This is a genomic window from Streptomyces sp. NPDC001796 (assembly GCF_042892355.1).
GTDB lineage: Bacteria > Actinomycetota > Actinomycetes > Streptomycetales > Streptomycetaceae > Streptomyces.
On the sequence record NZ_JBIAUC010000002.1, the window covers coordinates 178,676 to 193,621 of the forward strand.

A 14,946-nucleotide genomic window follows, 5' to 3' on the forward strand; every position below is an offset into this window, starting at 1 on the left:
ACGCTCCCCGCCCTGTGCGCGGTTGCGAGGGCGGGGAGTGAAATCTTCGAACGCCGAGAGACTTCGATTCAAGGTCCGGACCACGGGATGGTCCGTGCAACCCACAATGATCCTACAAACGTTTCAGCCAACGGCGAGGGGGTTTCCGGCCGCCGGGGCCAGTCGAGGCACTACGCGTTGGCGCCCAGTTCCTCCGCCACCAGCTCGGCGATCTGCGCGGTGTTCAGTGCCGCGCCCTTGCGCAGGTTGTCGCCGCAGACGAAGAGTTCGAGCGCCGTCGGGTCGTCCAGGGCCCGCCGCACGCGGCCGACCCACGTGGGGTCGGTGCCCACCACGTCCGCGGGCGTGGGGAATTCGCCCGCTTCCGGGTTGTCGAACAGGACGACGCCGGGGGCGGTGGCGAGGATCTCGCGCGCCCGGTCCACCGTGACCTCGCCCTCGAAGCAGGCGTGGACGGTCAGCGAGTGCGTGGTGACGACCGGCACGCGGACACAGGTGACGGCCACGCGCAGCTGGGGCAGCCCCAGGATCTTGCGGGACTCGTCGCGGACCTTCATCTCCTCCGAGGACCACCCGTCCTCGCGCGGCGACCCGGCCCACGGCACGACGTTGAGCGCGACGGGCTCCGGGAAGGGCCCGGTGTTGTCGCCCACCACACGCCGTACGTCACCGGGCTTGGTCCCCAGCTCCGTGCCCGCGACCAGCGACAGCTGCTGCCGCAGCGTGTCGATGCCCGCGCGGCCCGCACCGCTCACGGCCTGGTACGAGGAGACGACCAGCTCACGCAGTCCGAACTCGGCGTGCAGGGCGCCGAGCGCCACGATCATCGACAGCGTCGTGCAGTTGGGGTTGGCGATGATGCCGCGCGGACGCACCCGGGCGGCATGCGGGTTGACCTCCGGCACGACCAGGGGCACATCGGGGTCCATGCGGAACGCGCCCGAGTTGTCCACCACGATGGCGCCCAGTGCGGCGGCGATGGGCGCCCAGTGCGCCGCGACCTCGTCCGGTACGTCGAACATCGCCACGTCGACGCCGACGAGCGCCTCTTGGGAGATCGCCATGACCTCGACCTCCTCGCCGCGCACGGCCAGCTTGCGGCCGGCCGAGCGCGGCGAGGCGAGCAGACGGATCTCGCCCCAGATGTCCGCGTGCTGGGACAGGATCTGGAGCATGACCGAACCGACGGCCCCGGTCGCACCCACGACCGCGAGCGTCGGCTTCGTCCCCCTGCGGGGGAGCCCGGTCATCGCCCGGTGCCTCCGTAGACGACCGCCTCGTCGCTCTCGGAGTCCAGACCGAACGCGGTGTGCACCGCGCGGACCGCCTCGGGCACGTCGTCCTTGCGCGTGACGACCGAGATACGGATCTCGGAGGTCGAGATCAGCTCGATGTTCACGCCCGCGTCGGACAGCGCGGTGAAGAAGTCGGCCGTGACGCCCGGGTTCGTCTTCATGCCGGCGCCGACGAGGGAGATCTTGCCGATCTGGTCGTCGTAGCGCAGCGAGTCGAAGCCGATCGCGGTCTTGGCCTTCTCCAGCGCGTCGATCGCCTTGCGCCCCTCGCTCTTCGGGAGCGTGAAGGAGATGTCCGTCAGGCCCGTCGACGCGGCCGACACGTTCTGCACGACCATGTCGATGTTGATCTCGGCGTCGGCGATGGCGCGGAAGATCGAGGCGGCCTCGCCCGGCTTGTCCGGCACGCCGACGACCGTGATCTTGGCCTCGGAGGTGTCGTGTGCGACACCGGAGATGATGGCCTGCTCCACCTTCGTTTCCCCTTGCTGCTGTGTCTTTTGAACGACTGGCTCGCTGCTGACCCACGTGCCCTGCAGCCCGCTGAAGGAGGAGCGGACATGGATCGGGATGTTGTAGCGGCGGGCGTACTCCACACAGCGGTGGAGCAGCACCTTGGACCCGGACGAGGCCAGCTCCAGCATGTCCTCGAAGGAGATCCAGTCGATCTTCCGGGCCTTCTTCACCACGCGCGGGTCGGCGGTGAACACGCCGTCGACGTCGGTGTAGATCTCGCACACCTCGGCGTCGAGGGCGGCCGCGAGGGCCACCGCCGTGGTGTCCGAGCCACCACGGCCGAGCGTGGTGATGTCCTTCTTGTCCTGGCTGACGCCCTGGAAGCCGGCGACGATGCAGATGTTGCCCTCGTCCAGCGCGGTCCGGATGCGGCCCGGCGTGACGTCGATGATCCGGGCTTTGTTGTGGACCGAGTCGGTGATGACACCTGCCTGGCTGCCGGTGAACGACTGGGCCTCGTGACCCAGGTTTTTGATCGCCATGGCCAGCAGTGCCATGGAGATCCGCTCTCCGGCGGTCAGCAGCATGTCGAGCTCGCGCCCGGCAGGGATCGGGGAAACCTGCTCGGCGAGATCGATCAGCTCGTCCGTCGTGTCGCCCATCGCGGAAACCACGACAACCACCTGGTTGCCGTTCTTCTTCGCTTCCACGATCCGCTTGGCGACGCGCTTGATGCCTTCGGCATCGGCTACGGAGGAGCCTCCGTACTTCTGCACGACAAGGCCCACGTGCGCTCCTCGCTCAGTCCGTCTCTTTCCGCGCCTGCGAGACGCAGGTGCGGTCGGCTCAGTCTATCGAGCGACCCAATTTCCCTTCCGGGATACCGCATGGTGAGATGTCCCGCTCACGCGGGGATCATCCCGGTTTTCTTCGGACGCACGACGGCCGTACGACGGTTTTTCACCACCGCTTTCCGTCGGCACCCGAGGCCGCTCAGCACGGCATCTGCCCCGGGGCCGGGACGGTACGCGAAACGTGCCGCGAGTCACAGCGGAGGGGTCACTTGACCGACCGCAGCCCCAGCGGGTCCGCGATCTCCTTGGCCATGACCCGGCCCGCCTCCTCCGCGAGTATCTCGTCGCCGAGGTCCTGGTCGGTGTCGAGGCCGTCCAGTTCCTCCAGGGGCTGGTTCAGGCGGACGTGCGCGACCACGGACTGCAGGGCGCGGAGCGTGGCGGAGGCGGTGGCGCCCCAGTTGGAGAAGTACGAGAACTGCCACCACCACAGGGCCTCCGTGGTGCGGCCGGCCCGGTAGTGGGCCATGCCGTGGCGCAGGTCCGTGATGACGTCCGCCAGGTCGTCGGAGATACGGGCCGGAACCGGGGCCTTGCGCGGCTCGTACGGGTCGAAGACCTCGGAGTAGACGTCGATCGGGTCCAGCATGGCGGCGAGCCGCTCGCGCAGCTCGTCCACGTCCGGCTCCGGGCCCGGGTCCGGCTCGTAGCGCTCGTCGGGGACGATGTCCTCGTGCGCGCCGAGGCGGCCGCCGGCCAGGAGCAGCTGGGAGACCTCCAGCAGGAGGAACGGGACCGCCGAGTCCGGTTCGTCGCCCTTCGCGACCTCCGTGACGGCGACCAGGAAGCTCTCGATCTGGTCCGCGATCTGGACTGCGAAGTCGTCCGGGTCCTGCGTCGTCGCGTGCAGCGTGGCGTCAGACATCTAGGAGTCGTCTCCCCTCGAAGGCGCGGCCGAGGGTGACCTCGTCCGCGTATTCCAGGTCGCCACCCACCGGGAGGCCGCTGGCCAGGCGGGTGACCTTCAGGCCCATGGGTTTGATCATCCTGGCGAGGTACGTGGCCGTGGCCTCGCCCTCCAGGTTCGGGTCCGTGGCCAGGATCAGCTCGGTGACCGTGCCGTCGGCCAGTCGCGCGAGCAGTTCCCGGATGCGCAGATCGTCGGGGCCCACGCCCTCGATGGGGCTGATCGCGCCGCCGAGCACGTGGTAGCGACCCCGGAACTCGCGGGTCCGCTCGATCGCGACGACGTCCTTCGGCTCCTCCACCACGCAGATGACGGACGGGTCACGGCGGGCGTCGCGGCAGATGCCGCACAGCTCCTCCTGCGCGACGTTGCCGCAGGTCGCGCAGAAGCGGACCTTCGCCTTCACCTCGAGCAGCGCCTGGGCGAGGCGGCGCACGTCCGTCGGCTCGGCCTGCAGGATGTGGAAGGCGATCCGCTGCGCGCTCTTGGGACCGACGCCGGGCAGCCGCCCCAGCTCGTCGATGAGGTCCTGGACCACGCCTTCGTACAACGGACTGCCTTTCCTGAAGAGCTTCGGTACGTACGGTAGCCGGGCTCGGTTTCCTCGTACGTACGGTAGTTGGCGCTTGCCTTTCGCAGAAGGGACGTTCCGGTGGACGCCCTTGCCCGGGCGGGACCGCCCGGTGGGCTCAGAACGGCAGGCCGGGGATGCCGCCCCCGAGGCCCTGGGCCAGCGGGCCGAGCTTCTGCTGCTGGAGCGCCTGCGCGTTCTCGTTGGCCGCCTGGACGGCCGCGACGATCAGGTCGGCGAGGGTCTCGGTGTCCTCCGGGTCCACCGCCTTGGGGTCGATGACCAGGGCGCGCAGCTCGCCGGCGCCGGTGACCGTCGCCTTCACCAGGCCGCCGCCCGCCTGACCGTCGACCTCGGTCCTCGCCAGCTCCTCCTGCGCGTTGGCGAGGTCCTGCTGCATCTTCTGGGCCTGCTGGAGCAACTGCTGCATGTTCGGCTGCCCACCACCGGGAATCACGATCAGCTCCTGCCTCGCACGGTTCGGCTTCGGATGTGCGTATGCGCGTACGGATGTCAGGCGGGTTTGCCGCCTCGGCACGAGCCTACGTGGTCACCGGGGTGCGCGCTGGGGTAGCCCGTCCGGACTCGGTTCGCGCCCATGGCCGCACTCTTTCGAGTGAGTTTGCCGAGCGTCGTATACCCGACCAAGGCCCCCTTCCGGGCGGAAAAGCCGCGAAACCAGGTTGCCCGCCATCCGCCCGGCGGTAGGAAGGGTGCGGCGCTTCAGCACCATGCGTCACGAGCACACTGCGGGGGTGCATTGAAGTGAGCAGCGCACGTACCGCGGAACGTGCAGGGGATTGTGCATCGCGGAACGTCATAGCCGTAGGTAGGGAGTGCCGGGTGAGTCAGCCGGAGATGCAGCCCGAGGGTCCGCTCCAGGACGGGCGGGGCGACGGAGCGGCGGGGCTGAGGCCGGGCGACCCGGGCGACCCCGGCGCCCCCGGCGACCTCATGGGCCGGCCGTTCCCGCACGGCGACTGGGGGGAGCCCGCGCAGCGGCTCGACGAGCTGTACCGGTGGGTGGAGCGGCGGGCGCTGGAGACGGCGGCCTGGTACCTCGCGAACCGGGTGTGGAAACGGCGGGGGGCGCAGGCGCTGCGCGCGGGCGCGGCGGTGGGGGCCGTGTGCGGGGCCGCGCTGCCGCTGCTGGATCTGACCGGCGTGGCGGACGGGGTGGCGCCGTGGGCGTATCTGTCGCTGCTGGTGGGAGTGGCGTGTGTGGCCGGGGACCGGTACTTCGGAGTGACGTCCGGCTGGATGCGGGACGTGGCGACCGCGCAGGCGATCGGGCGGCGGCTGCAGGCGCTGCAGTTCGACTGGGCCTCGGAGAGCGTGCGGGAGGTGCTGGGGCCGACGGAGGGGACCGCGGCGGAGGCGGCGGAGCGGTGCCTTTCGGTGCTGCGGCGGTTCTCCGAGGACGTGACGGAGCTGGTGCGGGCGGAGACGGCGGACTGGATGGCGGAGTTCCGCACGGGCTCGGCACCGCTGGCGATGCAGTCGTCGGGCGCGGCGGCGCCCCGCCCGGAGGGCACGCTTCCGGGGCGGTTCCCGCCGCCGGGCGCACGGCCCAACATGCCGCGGCAGCGGCCGCCGGAGGCCAGGTGACCAGGCCCGTGCCTACCCCGCCTTCGTGTAGGTCAGGGCCTCGCCGGTGGTCGTGTTCACGCGCTTGAGGCGGCCGTCCGGGAGCAGCGTCAGCTCTGTCGCGCCGCCCGGGGTGCAGGACGACGCCGACCGGCCGCCCGTGACCGTGGACGGGCCGATCCTCAGCGGGCCGTTCGCGGCGGGCTTCTCGGCGAGCTCGGCCCGGAAGACGCAGTGGTACGTGTCGCCGTCGGCAGTCAGCGACAGCACCGTGTCGCCCACCCCGCCCTGCCGGATGACCAGGCGCCGGGTGTTGTGCCCGGTGGCGTTGTCGATCGCGGCGGTCCAGGTGCCGAGGTAGGCGCCGGGGACGGCACCCGGAGAGCCGGTACCGGCCGAGGCCGACGCGGACGCCGAGGCCGAGGTGGACGGGGACGGCTGCCCGGGCGTGCTCGGGCCGGGGGTCGTGGGTGCGGCGGAGGTCCGGGACGGGGCGCCGCCGCCGGTGGCGCCGGTCCCGTCCCCGCGCAGCACCGCGTACACCGAACCGCCCGCACCGAGGGCGACCACGAGGGCGACCACGATCAGCACAGCGGTGAAACGACCGCTGCGCCGCGCAGATGCCGGATCACCGTAAGCGGGCGGACCGTAGGGAGGCGTGCCCCAGCCTCCGGGGGCGGGCGGCAGGGGATCCTGCTGCGGAGGCCCGAAGACGCCGGGCGGTGGCGGGACAGCGCCAGCGCCGTACGGGGCACCCGAGCCGGGGGGCGGCCCCGGGATCGTGGGAGCTGACGGGGGTGCCGGGGCCGTGGGCGCGTCCGCAGCCGCCGGAGCCCCTACTGCCGTCTCCTCAGGACCCACCGGCCCCTGCGGCCCCAACTCGCCCGCTGGTCCTCGAGGTCCCTGAGGCCCCTGAGGCCCCTGAGGCCCCTGAGGCCTCTGCGGCCCCTGCGGATCCTTCAGACCCCTCGGACCCTCCGGATCTCCCCCTTCCTCCAAGTCCTCCGGATCCTCCGTGTCCAGCAACCGCACCGCATGGCGCCCCAGCTGGGCGATCAGGGCGCCCGGCAGCCACGGCTCGCGGCTGCGGCCCTCGCCGAGCGTGTCGTCGGCGCCCGTGCGTTCCAGGATCTGCGCCGGGGTCGGCCGCGCGGCCGGGTCCTTGCGCAGGCAGTCGCGTACCAGGTCCGCCAGCCCCTCCGGCAGGCCCTCCAGATCCGGGTCCTCCTGCGCGATGCGGAACATCAGGGCGTGCACCCCGCTGTTCGCGCCCCCGAAGGGGAGGGTGCCCGTGGCGGCGTACGCGAGCACGGAGCCCAGGCAGAAGACGTCGCACGCGGGCGTGACGCGGTCGCCCCGCACCTGCTCGGGCGCCATGAACCCGGGCGACCCGACGAGCGCCCCGGTGCGGGTGTAGCCGGCGCCCGTGAGGGTCTCCAGCGCGCGGGCGATGCCGAAGTCGATGACCCTGGGGCCGTCGATGGTCACGAGGACGTTGGACGGTTTCAGGTCGCGGTGGATCAGCCCGGCGGCGTGGATGTCCTGCAAGGCGTGGGCGAGCCCGGCGGCCAGCACGCGCACCGACCGCTCCGGCAGCGCACCGTGGTCCTGCGAGACGACGGTCTGGAGGGTCGGCCCGGCGACGTATCCGGTGGCGACCCAGGGGATGTCGGCCTCGGTGTCGGCGTCCAGGACGGGCGCGGTCCAGTACCCGCCGACCCGCCGCGCGGACTGCACCTCCTGCCGGAAGCGGGCCCGGAACTCCTCCTGCTCGGCCAGCTCCCGCCGCACGAGTTTCACCGCGACCGTACGGCCCCGGTCGGAACGGGCCAGATACACGCTGCCCATACCGCCCGACCCCAGCCGCGCCAGCAGCCGGTAGCCCCCCGCACTCCCCCGGAGCTTCAAGCCCCGGGGTACCCCCAGTGGATCCCCGGCCCCCAGCCGTTCCATCGCCGCCTCACCTACCCCCCTGTGCGTGCGACAGCCAGAGAATAGTGCCGCCCCACAGGGAGTCGGCGGCAGCGGCGTGCACGGTTCCGTAACGGGCCCCTCGAGGCGCCCGGCACCCGACAACCTGTCGCGGAATGCCCCCGACCGCAGACATCCCGCCCATGTCCCGCCCGCCTGCGCCGCTCCTAACCTCCCCGCATGATCCCTCAGACCGACCCCCAGGCCGGCGCCGCCGTCAAGGCCGCGGACCGTGCGCACGTCTTCCACTCGTGGTCAGCGCAGGAGCTCATCGACCCGCTCGCCGTCGCCGGTGCGGAGGGGTCGTACTTCTGGGACTACGACGGCAACCGCTACCTCGACTTCACCAGCGGGCTCGTCTTCACCAACATCGGTTACCAGCACCCCAAGGTCGTCGCCGCGATCCAGGAGCAGGCCGCCACCCTGGCCACGTTCGCACCCGCCTTCGCTGTCGAGGCCCGTTCCGAGGCCGCCCGGCTGATCGCCCGGCGCACCCCCGGCGACCTGGACAAGATCTTCTTCACCAACGGTGGCGCCGACGCGGTCGAACACGCCGTGCGCATGGCGCGCCTGCACACCGGCCGGCCCAAGGTGCTGTCCGCGTACCGCTCCTACCACGGCGGCACCCAGCAGGCCGTGAACATCACCGGCGACCCGCGCCGCTGGGCCTCGGACAGCGGCGCGGCGGGCGTGGTGCACTTCTGGGCGCCGTTCCTGTACCGCTCGCGGTTCTACGCCGAGACCGAGGAGCAGGAGTGCGAGCGGGCGCTGGAGCACCTGGAGACGACCATCGCCTTCGAAGGGCCCGGCACGATCGCCGCGATCGTCCTGGAGACGATCCCGGGCACCGCCGGGATCATGGTCCCGCCCCGCGGCTACCTCGCGGGCGTGCGCGAACTGTGCGACCGGCACGGGATCGTCTTCGTCCTGGACGAGGTGATGGCCGGGTTCGGGCGCACCGGCGAGTGGTTCGCGGCCGATCTGTTCGACGTGGTCCCCGACCTGATGACCTTCGCCAAGGGCGTGAACTCCGGCTATGTCCCGCTCGGCGGTGTCGCCATCTCGCAGAAGATCGCCGAGACCTTCGGCAGGCGGCCCTACCCGGGCGGTCTGACCTACTCCGGTCACCCGCTGGCCTGCGCAGCCGCGGTCGCCACGATCGGCGTGATGGCCGAGGAGGGCGTCGTCGCGAACGCCGCCGTGGTCGGCGCGCAGGTCATCGAGCCGGGGCTGCGCGCGCTGGCCGAGCGGCACCCGTCGGTGGGTGAGGTGCGCGGCGTCGGCATGTTCTGGGCCCTGGAGCTGGTCAGGAACCGTGAGACCCGGGAGCCGCTGGTGCCGTACAACGCCGCCGGTGAGGCCAACGCCCCCATGGCCGCGTTCGCCGCCGCCGCCAAGGCGCACGGTCTGTGGCCCTTCATCAACATGAACCGCACCCATGTCGTCCCGCCCTGCACGATCACCGAGGCGGAGGCGAAGGAGGGCCTCGCGGCCCTGGACGCGGCGCTGTCCGTGGCCGACGAGTACACGGTCTGACCGGCTCCACCGCGCACAGGGGGCTCACTGGTCCCCCACCGCGTAAGGTGACGTGTCTCCGGCAGGAAGACGCACCCGTACGCGGAGGGGGACCCAGACAGCGATGCCCGGCAATGGCGCCGTCACTCGTAGCACGCTGCGGCAGCAGATCGCGGACGCGCTCCGCGACGAGGTGCTGGCCGGCCGGTTGCAGCCGGGGCAGGAGTTCACGGTGAAGGAGATCGCCGAGCAGTACGGCGTCTCCGCGACTCCCGTCCGCGAGGCGCTGGTCGACCTGTCGGCGCAGGGGCTCCTGGACGCCGTCCAGCACCGGGGATTCGAGGTCCGCGCCTACTCCCTGGACGACTACCGCGGCATGATCGAGGCCCGCAGCCTGGTCACCGACGGCATCTTCCGCCGCCTCACCGAGGACGGCGCCGGCACAGGCCACCGCAGGTCCGTCACGGACGATCCGCGCCGCGGCACCGCCCTCGCCGCGGTGCGCCGCCGCGGCGAAGAGGCCGAGCGCGCCGCCGCCGCCGGCGACCTGAACGTCCTCATCGGCTACGACCTGCGCTTCTGGCGCGAGCTGAGCGCCCTGTACGGCAACCCCTACCTCGCCGACTTCCTGCACCGACTGCGCGTGCAGTCCTGGGTGTGCGTGGTGCAGCACCTGCGCCGGGTCACCGATCTGAAGGGCCGGCTGTGGTCCGGGCACACCGAACTCGTCGACGCCCTCGCCCGCCGCGACCCGGCCGCCGCGCACGCCGTGGTCGCCGCGTACAACGCGCACTCCCTCGCGCTGCTGGAGCGCCTGGCCGCCGGTTGAGCACGGGGCAGGCCGCGGCCGTCTTAGAGGACATGCCGGCCATCTCCATCGATCTGTCCGTCGACCTGTCCGTCGTCGTCCCCGCCCACAACGAGGAGGAGCGGCTCGGGCCCACGCTCGACGCGATCACCGGGTATCTGCGCGACAACGAGGGCCGCTTCGGGGCCTGGGAGGTCGTCGTGGTCGACGACGGGTCCACCGACAGGACCCGGGACATCGTCATCGCCGCCTGCGACGCCGAGGACCGCGTGCGGCTCGTCACCGGCGACCGCAACCGGGGCAAGGGCCACGCCCTGCGCCTGGGCGTCCTCGCCACCCGCGGCCGCCGGGTGCTGGTCACCGACGCCGACCTGGCCGCCCCGATCGACGAGCTGGAGGTCCTCGACAAGGCACTGGCCGAGGGGTACTCGGCGGCGATCGGCTCCCGCGCGGCGCCCGGCGCGACCATCGAGCGCCCCCAGAGCCGTCCGCGCCGGCTGCTGGGCCGCGCCGGGAACGTGCTGATACGCCGGACCGCCGTGCCGGGCGTACGCGACACGCAGTGCGGTTTCAAGCTGTACGACGGCGACCGCGCCCGCGAGGCGTTCGCCGCCTCCCGGCTCTGCGGCTGGGGCATCGACGTGGAGATACTCCGGCACTTCCGGCGCTCACACTGGCCGGTGACCGAGGTACCGGTGCGCTGGGCGCACCAGCCGGGCTCCAAGCTCCGCCCCCTCGGCTACGTCCGCACGGCGGGCGAGCTGGCCCTCCTCAAGGCCCGTTCCGCCCGCCCGGCCGACCTCCTCGCGGTCGCCGTGTTCCTGCTGATGGCGGTGGGCCTGTACGCGGGCCGCTGGGTGGACCCCGACCACCGCTACCTCCCCGACTCGATGCAGGACCAGAACCAGTGGGAGTGGTTCTTCGCGGTGACCGCCGACAACGTGGCCCACCTGCGCAACCCCCTCTTCACCACCCTCCAGGGCTTCCCCGCCGGCGTGAACCTCATGGCCAACACGGCCATGTTCGGCCTGACCGTCCCCCTCGCGCCGCTCACCCTGCTCCTCGGCCCCGCGGTCGCCCTCGCCCTGGTGATGACGCTCGGACTGGCCGCCACGGCCGCCGCCTGGTACCGGCTGATCGTGCGGCGGGTGGTACGGCACCGGGGCGCGGCCTTCACCGGCGCCGCACTCGCCGCGTTCGCGCCCCCGATGGTCAGCCACGCCGCCGCGCACCCCAACTTCGTCGTCCTGTTCATGATCCCGCTGATCGTCGAGCGCGTGCTGCGGCTGTGCGCGGGCGCGCGGGTGGTGCGGGACGGGGTGGTCCTCGGCCTGATGGCGACGTACCAGATCTTCCTCGGCGAGGAGCCGCTGCTGCTCGCGTCCCTCGGCCTGGCGCTGTTCGCGGGCGCGTACGCGGTGGTGCGCCGGGACCTGGCGAAAGCGGCCTGGCGCCCGCTGCTGAAGGGCCTCGCGATCGCCGCTGCGGTGTGCCTGCCGCTGGTGGCACTCCCCCTGTACTGGCAGTTCTTCGGCCCGCAGAGCTACCGGAACGTCTTCCACGGCCGCTTCACCGGCAACAGCCCCCTCTCCCTGCTCGCCTTCGCCAAGGACTCGCTGGTCGCGGGCGACGAGGACACGGCGAACGCCCTCGCCCTGAACACCACCGAGCAGAACGCCTTCTACGGCTGGCCGCTGGTGGTCCTCGCCTTCGCGATCGTCGTACGGCTGTGGGAGCACGCCCTGGTCAGGGCGCTGGGCTTCACCGCCCTCGCCGCCGCCTTCCTGTCCCTCGGCCCGCGCTTCCGCTTCCCCCTGTCGCACACCACGGCCCCCGGCCCCTGGGCGCTGTTCGCGCACCTGCCGCTGTTCGAGTCCGTCATCGAGGGCCGGGTCGCCATGATCTGCGCGCCCGCGCTCGGCCTGCTGCTGGCGGTGGCGATCGAGCGGCTGGCGCGCGCACCGCACCCCGGAAACCAGTTCCTCGGCCTCACGGCGGTCGCGGCGGCGCTCGTCCCGATCGTCCCGGCCCCGCTGCCGGCGGTGGAACGCGCCCCCGTACCGGCCTTCATCACGGACGGCACGTGGAAGTCGTACGTCCACGGGGACGAGACGCTGGTGACCGTCCCGTTGCCCGACTCGGGCAACGCGGAGGCGCTGCACTGGCAGACCACGGCCCACTTCGCGTTCAGGCTGCCCGGCGGGTACTTCAACGGCCCCTGGGGCAGGGAGCACATCGGCGTCTACGGCGCCAGGCCCCGCTTCACCGCCGCCATGCTGCGGGACATCAGCTTCACCGGCGTGAGGCCGGCCATCGGCGACACCTGGCGGGCGCAGCCCCGGGCCGACTTCGCGTACTGGAAGGCGGGGGTGCTGGTGCTGCCGCCGCAGGAGTACCAGGACCCGTTGCGTGAGACCGTGGACAAGCTGGTGGGGCGGCCCGGTAAGTGGGTGGGCGGGGTGTGGGTATGGGACCTGCACGGCTTGCACGGCTGAGCGCGACCGGCCGCCCGCACGCCCATTACGCTTCCTGCACCACTCCGATAACCCGAGGAGCTTACTGTTGGCCTGTGACCTGTGGCTGGTCCCGCTCGTCGACGTGTTGTGCCACACCCCCGACAACCCGTTCGCCGAGGAACTCGCCCTCTACGACAAGGTGCTGGGCGAGGCCGGACTGCCACCGGTGCCGGTGTACCAGTACATGCCGGGCCTGACCGGTGAGGTGGCCCCGGTCGCGGGATTCGACTACGACGCGCTGCACTTCCTGCGCCGTGCCTATCTGCTCCAGGTGTGCGGTCTCGCCGTGACCCCGGTCGACGAGCTGGGCGGCGACTACGAGCAGCTCCTGGAGATGTTCGAGTCGACGGCGCAGCAGTCGCACCTGGTGTGGCACTACGACCACGCCGGCGCCTACGTACCGGTGGACTTCCCGCAACCCCTGTCGAACGACGAACTCCTCGCGGGCGGCGGTCCGTTGGGCTCGTCGCAGGCGCTGCTGCGGGAGCTGGAGTTCGTGGCCCCGTCGATCGGCATCGACCCGGCGAACCCCCCGGCCGCCCCGGACCCGCCGCTCGCTCCCACGGCCCTGGAGGAACCCGCGCTTCCGGCCCCGTACGACCCGAGCCCGTTCGCCCGCGAACGCCATGTGTGGCTGGGGCTGCACGCGGCGGCGACACGAAGCCTGGCGCAGGGATCGATGATCGTGTTCAGCTGAGGCCGGGAGGGGCTCTCGAGCGGATGCCCCTCTCCGGCTCCTTGTCAGCTCTCTACGATCCGGATCGTACGGATGCCCGTACCGCGGTACCGGGTGGGTGTCCTGGTCAGGACGGGACGGCCGCGCGGCCACTCCACCGTGGGCAGGGCGAGGTGCAGCACGTGCGCACCGCTCCAGTCCGGCTCCAGCTTGCCGTCCTCCTCTGCTTCTGCGGCGGCCGCTGTCCGCAGGCGCTTGCCCACGGCGGTTGCCGCAGCGAAGTCGAGCGCCTCGATGTTGACGGACGGCAGCGCGCCGAGGTGCTCGGCGACTCCCGCCCGCTCCCGCTCGGCGGCGGCCAGGCTGAGCGCCGGGATGTACACGCGCAGGGCGGGGTCCTTCTCGGCCTCGACGACGAGCCGGGAGGCCATGCTGTTCCCCGCGCCGAGCGCGAGGGCGGCAGTGTCGTCGAAGATGACGGCACGCGGCAGCGGGTACTGGTCCTGCTCCCTCACTGGACCTCCCCGATGCGCCCTGCCTGCAGGTCGGCCCACAGCTTTTCGCCGGCCTTCTCGTCGTCCTCGGTGTAGGGCCTGCCGAGGAAGTGCTCCTCGACGTACGCCTTGGTCTCCTCGTACCGCTTGCGCAGCTCTTCCTTGGTGGGCGTGGCCCCGGCCAGCTCCGCCACGAGGTCCCGCATGCTCATCCCGCGATCCCGGGCCAGCTCCTGGAGGCGGTCTCGGACAGCGGGGTCGACCTTGATCGTGGTGTCAGCCATGAGCAGAGTATACCGTCAGTATACCGCCTCAGGGCGTTCGAGTGTGACGGTCATCAGCACTCCCGTTTCTCTGGAAGGACCCGGCGGCACGGGCGTGCGGCCGGGAGTCTGTGCGTCTACGCGGGCGCGGCCTGGCCCCGCAACAGCGCCCATGCCAGCGCGCCGCCGCGCCGGGCGGCCTCCCGGTAGGCGGACGCCCCGGGCGTGCGCGTCTCGACCTCGACGGTCGTGACCGGTCCGGCCGTCGGCGGCGCCGGGCGCTTGCGGCGCAGGCGGTTCTCGATGAGGGCGCGCGGTGAGTACACGCGGGGCGGCAGCCCGTCCGTCAGGGCCGCCCGCACCTGGGCACTGCTTGCCCCCGCGTCCCACCACTCCTCCACCAGCGGTGCGAGCCGCAGCGCGTCTTCGGCACCGAGCGTCAGCCGGGGGTGTGTGCGGCCGAGCGAGCCGAGCAGCTTGGCGGCGAGCGCGGTGCGCTCGCCGGGAGCGGTGGGCTCGCCGGGTGCGGCGGGCGAGGATGGCGGCGCGGAGGGCGGCGGGGAGGGAGGTTCTTCTTCCCTGGTCTTTTCCCCCGAAGGGGGAGCGTCCGACGGCGCGTCGGCCGACTCGCCGGAGGCCAGGTTCTGGGATTCCTCCGATTCACCCGAGGGTGGCTCGTCCTCGTACGGAGTGTCGAACACCTCGTAGACGGTGAAGAGTTGGCCCGTCGCGCGGCTCTTGTGCACCACCCGCCGCAGATACCGGGATTCCTCCAGCTCATGCAGGGCGGCGGCGATCCGCGCCCGCCCCTCCTTGCGTTGCTCCGCGAGCGTGCGGATGGTGACGCGTGCGTCGTTCGGCAGGCTCAATAGGTACGTCAGTACGCCTACCGCGCACCAGGAGATGCTGCGGTCGCGGAGAAGAGCGTTGGAGAAGACGGAAAAGGCGCGCGTGGGCGTCGTACGATGAATACGCATCAGGTGTTCTCTCGCATCTGGACCTGGTGTCGAGCCCCCGGGTGTTGGCGCACCGC

Annotated in this window: 14 protein-coding genes; 5 read left to right on the forward strand and 9 right to left on the reverse strand. The window is 71.9% G+C overall.

What is annotated here, in order from left to right:
• Positions 1-170 precede the first annotated feature (170 nt).
• From ACFYZE_RS04285 to ACFYZE_RS04305, 5 genes are all read right to left on the reverse strand, one after another.
• Entirely contained in the window at positions 171-1,250 is a 1,080-nt protein-coding gene (locus ACFYZE_RS04285) for an aspartate-semialdehyde dehydrogenase (RefSeq protein ID WP_388988333.1), read from the reverse strand.
• Positions 1,247-2,539 (reverse strand): aspartate kinase, encoded by a 1,293-nt coding sequence (locus ACFYZE_RS04290; protein ID WP_388570282.1) that lies wholly within the window; start codon positions 2,537-2,539, stop codon positions 1,247-1,249. Before ACFYZE_RS04290 ends, ACFYZE_RS04285 begins: the two co-directional genes overlap by 4 nt.
• A 271-nt stretch (positions 2,540-2,810) precedes the next feature.
• Positions 2,811-3,470 (reverse strand): DUF5063 domain-containing protein, encoded by a 660-nt coding sequence (locus ACFYZE_RS04295; protein WP_388988336.1) that lies wholly within the window; start codon positions 3,468-3,470, stop codon positions 2,811-2,813.
• On the reverse strand, positions 3,463-4,062 hold the full coding sequence (recR, locus tag ACFYZE_RS04300; protein WP_103837909.1) for a recombination mediator RecR: 600 nt from the start codon (positions 4,060-4,062) through the stop codon (positions 3,463-3,465). Before recR ends, ACFYZE_RS04295 begins: the two co-directional genes overlap by 8 nt.
• Positions 4,063-4,201: 139 nt before the next feature.
• Entirely contained in the window at positions 4,202-4,540 is a 339-nt protein-coding gene (locus ACFYZE_RS04305; RefSeq protein ID WP_103837908.1) for a YbaB/EbfC family nucleoid-associated protein, read from the reverse strand.
• A 386-nt stretch (positions 4,541-4,926) separates the two neighbouring features.
• Between ACFYZE_RS04305 and ACFYZE_RS04310 the strand changes: the two genes are divergently transcribed.
• Positions 4,927-5,691 carry an SLATT domain-containing protein gene (locus ACFYZE_RS04310; RefSeq protein ID WP_388988339.1) on the forward strand — a complete coding sequence of 255 codons (765 nt, stop codon included), beginning with the start codon at positions 4,927-4,929 and terminating at the stop codon, positions 5,689-5,691.
• A 12-nt stretch (positions 5,692-5,703) separates the two neighbouring features.
• Here the strand turns inward: ACFYZE_RS04310 and ACFYZE_RS04315 are convergent, their stop codons facing one another.
• Positions 5,704-7,623, reverse strand: a complete 1,920-nt coding sequence (locus tag ACFYZE_RS04315) for a serine/threonine-protein kinase (RefSeq protein ID WP_388988342.1) — start codon at positions 7,621-7,623, stop codon at positions 5,704-5,706.
• A 198-nt stretch (positions 7,624-7,821) separates the two neighbouring features.
• On the opposite strand from ACFYZE_RS04315, the gene ACFYZE_RS04320 reads away from it, so the two are divergent.
• From ACFYZE_RS04320 to ACFYZE_RS04335, 4 genes are all read left to right on the forward strand, one after another.
• Positions 7,822-9,177, forward strand: coding sequence for an aspartate aminotransferase family protein (locus ACFYZE_RS04320; protein ID WP_388988345.1), 1,356 nt, complete (start codon positions 7,822-7,824; stop codon positions 9,175-9,177).
• 103 nt (positions 9,178-9,280) lie between these two features.
• Entirely contained in the window at positions 9,281-9,985 is a 705-nt protein-coding gene (locus ACFYZE_RS04325; RefSeq protein ID WP_388988348.1) for a GntR family transcriptional regulator, read from the forward strand.
• A gap of 32 nt (positions 9,986-10,017) precedes the next feature.
• Positions 10,018-12,459: a dolichyl-phosphate beta-glucosyltransferase gene (locus ACFYZE_RS04330; protein ID WP_388988351.1), complete on the forward strand. Its 2,442-nt coding sequence runs from the start codon at positions 10,018-10,020 to the stop codon at positions 12,457-12,459.
• A gap of 67 nt (positions 12,460-12,526) precedes the next feature.
• A complete protein-coding gene (locus ACFYZE_RS04335; protein WP_200422286.1) occupies positions 12,527-13,177 on the forward strand; it encodes a hypothetical protein in 651 nt (216 codons plus the stop codon).
• Between the two features lie 44 nt (positions 13,178-13,221).
• Here ACFYZE_RS04335 and ACFYZE_RS04340 read toward each other — a convergent pair whose 3' ends face one another.
• The 3 genes from ACFYZE_RS04340 to ACFYZE_RS04350 form a co-directional block, all read right to left on the reverse strand.
• Entirely contained in the window at positions 13,222-13,671 is a 450-nt protein-coding gene (locus ACFYZE_RS04340; RefSeq protein WP_388988354.1) for a hypothetical protein, read from the reverse strand.
• A complete protein-coding gene (locus tag ACFYZE_RS04345) occupies positions 13,668-13,934 on the reverse strand; it encodes a hypothetical protein (RefSeq protein WP_236041874.1) in 267 nt (88 codons plus the stop codon). Before ACFYZE_RS04345 ends, ACFYZE_RS04340 begins: the two co-directional genes overlap by 4 nt.
• A 116-nt stretch (positions 13,935-14,050) precedes the next feature.
• Positions 14,051-14,890 (reverse strand): hypothetical protein, encoded by an 840-nt coding sequence (locus ACFYZE_RS04350; RefSeq protein WP_388988357.1) that lies wholly within the window; start codon positions 14,888-14,890, stop codon positions 14,051-14,053.
• Positions 14,891-14,946 lie beyond the last annotated feature (56 nt).